We start from the raw sequence: 6,283 nt of genomic DNA on the forward strand, positions 1-6,283 counted from the left end.
GCAGGCCCGCACCCCCGAGGGGGTGCGGGCCTGCGTGCGAGGCGACCCGGGTGTCAGCGCGCGAGCGCGCCGCACCCGGAGCGGGTCACTTGAGGGTGACGGTGGCGCCGGCGCCCTCGAGGGCGGCCTTGGCCTTGTCCGCGGTCTCCTTGTTGACGTTCTCCAGGACCGGCTTCGGGGCGCCGTCCACGAGGTCCTTGGCCTCCTTCAGACCGAGCGAGGTGAGGCCGCGCACCTCCTTGATGACCTGGATCTTCTTGTCGCCGGCGGCCTCGAGGATGACGTCGAACTCGTCCTTCTCCTCCTCGGCGGCGGCCTCGGCACCGGCACCGCCGGCGGCGGGGGCGACGGCCACGGCGGCCGGGGCCGCGGCGGTGACCTCGAAGACGTCCTCGAACGCCTTCACGAACTCGGAGAGCTCGATGAGGGTGAGGCCCTTGAACTGCTCGATGAGCTCGTCGGTGGTGAGCTTCGCCATGATGGCGGTTCCTTCCGTTCGGTCCTCGCCGGTCAGGTCGACCGGGCGGGGCAGTGTGGGGAGCGCGTGAGCCGGGACGGCTCAGGCAGCGGTGTCGGCGGTCTCCTGCTGGACGCGCAGCGCCTCGACGGTGCGCACGGCCTTCGAGGCGGGCGCGGTGAAGAGGTAAGCCGCCTGGAACAGCTTGGCCTTCATCGCACCGGCCGCCTTGGCCAGCAGGACCTCGCGGGACTCGAGGTCCGCGAGCTTGGTGACGTCCGCAGCGGTCAGGGCGCGCCCGTCGAGGACACCACCCTTGATGACCAGTGCGGGGTTCGCCTTGGCGAAGTCACGCAGACCCTTGGCGGCCTCGACCGGGTCACCGGTCACGAAGGCGATGGCGGACGGGCCCTTGAGCTCGTCGGCGATCCCCTCGATGCCGGCTTCCTTGGCCGCGATCGCGGTCAGCGTGTTCTTCACCACGGCGTAGTTCGCGTTGCCGCTCAGCGACCGGCGCAGCTGCTTGAGCTGCGCGACGGTGAGCCCGCGGTACTCGGTCAGCACGGCCGCGTTCGAGTCACGGAACTGCTCCGTGAGCTCGGCGACTGCGGCTGCCTTGTCCGGCCTCGCCATGGCAATCCTTCCGATGGTGGTGCCGCCGGGCGTCGTCCTCGGCCCCGGCACGGAAAGAGCCCCGGCGCAGGCGCCGGGGCTCGCAGTCGAGGCGCTCGCGCGCCCCACCATCGAACTTCGATCACCTGCGCGGGCCTCCGCGTGAGCGGGACTTCGGGCGGCTCACGGGCGCACCCCGCGGAGGCGGGAGGAGCACGGGAGCCGACGACCTGCGGTCTTGGGCAGCGACCAGAGTACGGCACGCGACGCCGTGGCCCAAATCCGCTGGCCGGCCGCCCTACCGCTCCGCCGTCGCGGCCGGCAGGTGCGCCGCCAGGAGCTCCGCGAGGTGCACGCCCTGCACGTCCGCGAGCTGGTCGGCCTGGGTGCGGCACGAGTAGCCGTCGGCCAGGAAGACGTCGCCCGGCGCCGCCGCCCGCAGCGCCGGCAGCAGCGCGCGCTCGGCGACCTGGACCGACACGTCGTAGTGCCCGGCCTCCATGCCGAAGTTGCCCGCGAGCCCGCAGCAGCCGGCGAGCTCCGAGAACGACGCACCGGCCTCGGTGAGCAGGGTGTGGTCGGCGGTGTAGGTCATCACGCTGTGGTGGTGGCAGTGCGGCTGCACCACCGCCGTGACGTCCGACAGGTCCGGGAGCCGCCACCGCTCCCCCGGCCCGATCGGCGCGGGAGCGGTGAGCAGCTCGGCGAGCGTCCGGGTCGACCGGGCGACCGCGACGGCGCGCGGGTCGTCGGGCAGCAGGTCGAGCAGGTCGGACCGCAGGACGGCCGTGCAGGACGGCTCCAGCCCGACGATCGGCACGCCGTTGACGGCGTACGGCCCGAGCACCTCGAGCAGGTGGGTGAGCCGCTTGCGCGCGCCGTCGAGCTGCCCCGTCGAGATCCAGGTGAGCCCGCAGCACGCGTCGTGCTCGGGGACCAGCACCTCGTAGCCGGCGGCCCGCAGGACCTTGACGGCCGCGACGGGCACCGACGGCGCGAGGCTGTCGCTGAACGAGTCGGTCCACAGCAGCACGGGCGGGCGGCCCGAGGTGCCGGTCACGGACAGCGCGCCGGCGCCCTGGGCCGTCGGCGCCGACCCGCGTCGCGCCGCGACCTCGCCCCGGCGCACCCGCTCCCGGAACGGCGAGGCGGCGAACGACACCATCTTCCGGCGGGTGTCCATGCCGCCGAGCTTCAGCACGACCTTCGCCAGCGGCCGGACGGACAGCGCGGCGTTGGCCAGCCGCGCCAGCCCCGGCACCCCGGTGACGAGCCGGGTCCACCGCGGCAGCCAGCCGAGCGCGTAGTGGTTCACCGGGCGCAGCCGGCCCCGGTAGGTGCGGTGCAGCACCTCGGCCTTGTACTGCGCCATGTCGACCCCGGCCGGGCAGTCCGAGGAGCACGCCTTGCAGGACAGGCACAGGTCGAGGACGTCGTGCACCTCGGGCGAGGACCAGCCGCGGGACACCAGCGTCCCGTTCGCCATCTCCTGCAGCACCCGCGCGCGCCCGCGGGTGGAATCCTTCTCGTCCTTCGTCGCCAGGTACGACGGGCACATGAACCCGCCCGCCGCCGACGAGTCCGCGCGGCACTTGCCGACGCCGACGCACCGGTGCACCGCCGTGGTGAAGTCGCCGTGGTCGTGGCCGAACGCGAAGCCGCCGTGGCCCGCGGGGATCGGGCGGGCGTGCGGGCGGCGCAGGTCGGCGTCGAGCGGGCGCGGGCGGACGAGGACGCCGGGGTTGAGCAGGTCGTCCGGGTCCAGCAGCGCCTTGAACGCCTCGAACGCGCCGATGGCCTGCTCGGAGTACATGACCGGCAGCAGCTCGGAGCGGGCGCGCCCGTCGCCGTGCTCGCCGGACAGCGAGCCGCCGTGCGACGCGACGAGGTGCGCGGCGTCGGTCATGAACGCCCGCATCGGGTCGCCGGACCGCTCCATCGGGACGTCGAGCCGCAGGTGCACGCAGCCGTCGCCGAAGTGCCCGTACGCCAGGCCGTCGACGCCGTGCCGCGCCATCAGCGCCTCGAGGTCGCGCAGGTAGGCGCCCAGCCGCTCGGGCGGCACCGCCGAGTCCTCGAACCCGGGCCACGCCTGCTCCCCCGACGGCGTCCGGCCGCCGAGCCCGGCGCCGTCCTCGCGGATGCGCCACATCGCCGCGGCCTCGGGCCCGGGCGGGAACACGCCGACCGCCCGCGTGCCGGCGTCGGCCGCCAGGGCGTGCGCCCGCTCCAGCGCCTCGTCGAGCGTGTCGCCGCCGACCTCGCACATCATCCAGCCCGCGCCCTCGGGCAGCGGCGGGACGGCGGCGGCGCCCTTGACCCGGCGTACGACGTCGACGAGGCGGGCGTCCATGCCCTCGATGGCCAGGGGCCGGTGCGCCAGCAGCGCGGGGACGGCGTCGGCGGCCGCGGCCATGTCGGGGTAGCCGAGCACGACCAGCACCGGGGCGGCGGACACCGGCACCAGGCGCACCGTCGCGCCGAGCAGGGTGACGACGGTGCCCTCCGTGCCGACCAGGGCCTTGGCGAGGTCGGCGCCGTTCTCCGGGAGCAGGTGCTCGAGCGAGTAGCCGGACACCTGGCGGCCGAACCGGCCGAGCTCCGTGCGCAGGGTGGCCATCTCGGCGCGGACCAGCGCGTCCAGCCCGTCGACGGGGTCCAGACCCTTCGCGGCGGTGAACCGCCGGCCGCGCCCGTCGACGACGTCGAGCTCCAGCACGTTGTCGGCGGTCCGGCCGTACGCCACCGCGCGCGGCCCGCAGGCGTTGTTGCCGATCATCCCGCCGAGGGTGGCGCGGGCCTGGGTCGACGGGTCCGGGCCGAACCGGAGGCCGTGCGGCGCCGCCGCCCTCTGCAGCATCGCCATGACGACGCCGGGCTCGACGCGCGCGGTGCGGGCCTCCGGGTCGACGTCGAGCACCCGGTTCACGTGCCGCGACCAGTCGAGCACGACGCCGGTGCCGACGGCGTTGCCCGCGACGGAGGTGCCGCCGCCGCGGGAGGTGACCGGGGCGCCGAGGCCGCGGGCGACGTCGAGCGCGGCGAGCGCGTCGTCCACGTCGCGCGGGAACACGACCACCGACGGCACCACGCGGTAGTTCGACGCGTCCGTGGAGTACTCGGCGCGGCGGCGGGCGGAGTCGTCCACCGCTCCCCCGACGGCGGCGCGCAGCGCGCGGACGAGCTCGGCGACGTCGGCGCCCTGCGGCGTGCGGGGGTCGGCGCCCGGGGGGAGGGACGTGGCGGTCGGCACGCGGTCAGTGTTCCACCGGCCGGGCGGTGGGTGGCGCCCCGTCCAGGCCCCGGACGTGCCGCACGGCCCGCGACGCGGCGACGCCCCGCCCCGCCCGGAGGGGCGGGACGGGGCGTCGGGGCGGGGCGCTCAGGACTCGAGCGCGGCGTCCAGCGTGATCTCGGTGCCGGTGAGCGCCTTGCTGACCGGGCAGGTGGCCTTCGCGTCCTGCGCGGCCTTCAGGAAGCCGGCCTCGTCCAGGCCCGAGACCTCGCCGCGGACCGTCAGGGCGATGCCGCTGATCCGGAAGCCGCCGGCGGGGTCGGGGCTGAGCGTCACGTCGGCGGAGACCTCGAGGGACTCGGGCGTGCCGCCCGCCTCGCCGATCAGGGCGGACAGCTGCATCGCGTAGCAGGACGAGTGCGCCGCCGCGATGAGCTCCTCGGGGCTGGTGGTGCCGCCGGCCTCGTCGGCCGCGCGCTTCGGGAACGACACGTCGTAGGTGCCGACCTTCGAGCTGGTGAGCTCCACCTGGCCGCCGCCCTCGTTGAGGGTGCCGTTCCAGGCGGTGCGTGCGGTGCGAGTGGGCATGTCGAGGCTCCTCACGAGTGGTGGCTCGGCGGCCGGTCGGCCGCCGCGCTGCACACGGTAGGTCGCCCCGACCGCCGACGCACCCGCGCTCCGGTGGTCAGCCCACGTACTCCCAGTGCCACGGCTCCGGCTTCGAACCGGTCGCGCGGGCCCAGTCGGGCAGGGTCCAGCCGTACTCCTCGGCGTGCGCCAGCATCCAGTCGTGCTGGTCGGTGCCGAACGAGTAGGCGTTCCCGCCGAGGTCGATCGCGACGCCGCCGCCGTGGTTCGACGTGCCCGGCGTCGCGCAGAGGTTGCCCTTCTGCGCCCGGCACGCGACCTGCTGGCCGTAGGACCGGTAGGAGTCGGTGATCGCCAGCGGGATGCCGAACGCCTGGGTGAAGGCGACGTTCAGCTGCTCCAGCGCCTCGGCCGCGTCGCAGCGCAGCTCCTGGCCAGGGGCGAAGTCGAGCTCGCACAGCGCGGAGGACGGGATCTTGCCGTTGGCGTAGCTCTCGAGCGACGTCCGCTGTGCCTCCTTGCGGGCCGCCTCCGCGGCGGCAGCGGCGGCAGCGGCCGCCTCCTGGGTCTGCTGGGTGACCGTCTGCAGCTCCGCGGTCAGCGTGGCGACCCGGTCGCGCGCGGCGGCGAGGCGGACCGTCGTGGGGTCGGCGTCCTCGGCCGGGCCGGCCGTGGCGTCGGCCGTCGCCGCGCCGTCCGTCGGCAGGGCCGACGGGGAGGCGGTCGCCGCCGCGTCGTCCGCGGCGGTGGCCTCGTCCGACGTGGTCACGGCCCCGTCGGCGGCAGCGGCGTCGGCGAGCGCCGAGGAGCCGGCCTGCTCGACCGCCTGCGCGAGCACGTCGCCGGACAGCACGGGCGCCGGCGTGGTGCCGGTCGCCGGCTGCAGCGCGCTCAGCGCCGGCTGCTCCGCCTGGGTCGCCGCGATCAGCGTGTCGAGCTCGGCGACCGCGGTGTCGAGGGCCGCGGTGGCGTCGGCGGGGACCGACGCGGCGATCGCGTCGGCCTTGGCGTTGCCGGCCGCCTGGGCGGTGCTCGACGCGGACACCACGGCGGCGCCGCGCTCCTGCACGACCGCCGGGGACAGCGTCGCGGCGGTCGCCTCCGGGCTCGGCGCCGCGGTGGGCTCGGCGTCGGTGGCCGCTCCGGCGGCCCCGAGGGAGGCGCCGCCCACGGCGGCCGGCGCGATCGCGAACCCGCCGACGCCGAGGGCCAGGCCGACGGCGACGGCGCCCTGCGCCATGCGGGCCGCGGACCGGCGCGGAGGCCGGTGCCGGCGGCGCTCGGCACGGTTCGGCGCCTCCGCGGAGGCGAGGGTCGCGACCGGCACGCCGCGGGCGGGGGTGCGCACGGAGGGACGCCCCTCGGCGCGGTGCGACCCGCGGGCCGCGGCG

At 76.2% G+C, this 6,283-nt stretch carries 5 protein-coding genes; all 5 read right to left on the reverse strand.

The features are described from left to right. Positions 1-85 precede the first annotated feature (85 nt). Positions 86-478 carry a 50S ribosomal protein L7/L12 gene (rplL, locus tag KVT14_RS06735; protein ID WP_147794369.1) on the reverse strand — a complete coding sequence of 131 codons (393 nt, stop codon included), beginning with the start codon at positions 476-478 and terminating at the stop codon, positions 86-88. A gap of 81 nt (positions 479-559) precedes the next feature. Next, on the reverse strand, positions 560-1,090 hold the full coding sequence (gene rplJ, locus KVT14_RS06740) for a 50S ribosomal protein L10 (protein WP_217614950.1): 531 nt from the start codon (positions 1,088-1,090) through the stop codon (positions 560-562). A 277-nt stretch (positions 1,091-1,367) separates the two neighbouring features. Next, entirely contained in the window at positions 1,368-4,241 is a 2,874-nt protein-coding gene (locus tag KVT14_RS06745) for an FAD-binding and (Fe-S)-binding domain-containing protein (RefSeq protein WP_254630518.1), read from the reverse strand. Positions 4,242-4,451: 210 nt separating this feature from the next. Next, complete coding sequence (locus KVT14_RS06750; RefSeq protein ID WP_217614952.1) at positions 4,452-4,892, reverse strand: OsmC family protein; 441 nt, start codon at positions 4,890-4,892, stop codon at positions 4,452-4,454. Positions 4,893-4,989: 97 nt separating this feature from the next. After that, positions 4,990-6,283 (reverse strand): D-alanyl-D-alanine carboxypeptidase family protein (locus KVT14_RS06755; RefSeq protein ID WP_217614953.1); only part of this gene is annotated, 1,294 nt, incomplete at its 5' end.

This window comes from Cellulomonas sp. GbtcB1 (assembly GCF_019091725.1).
Classification (GTDB): Bacteria; Actinomycetota; Actinomycetes; order Actinomycetales; family Cellulomonadaceae; genus Cellulomonas.

Bases quoted from the DNA above. Each gene is read 5' to 3' on its own strand.
- rplL (WP_147794369.1), bottom strand. From the start codon at position 478: ATGGCGAAGCTCACCACCGACGAGCTCATCGAGCAGTTCAAGGGCCTC.
- rplJ (WP_217614950.1), bottom strand. From the start codon at position 1,090: ATGGCGAGGCCGGACAAGGCAGCCGCAGTCGCCGAGCTCACGGAGCAG.
- KVT14_RS06750 (WP_217614952.1), bottom strand. From the start codon at position 4,892: ATGCCCACTCGCACCGCACGCACCGCCTGGAACGGCACCCTCAACGAG.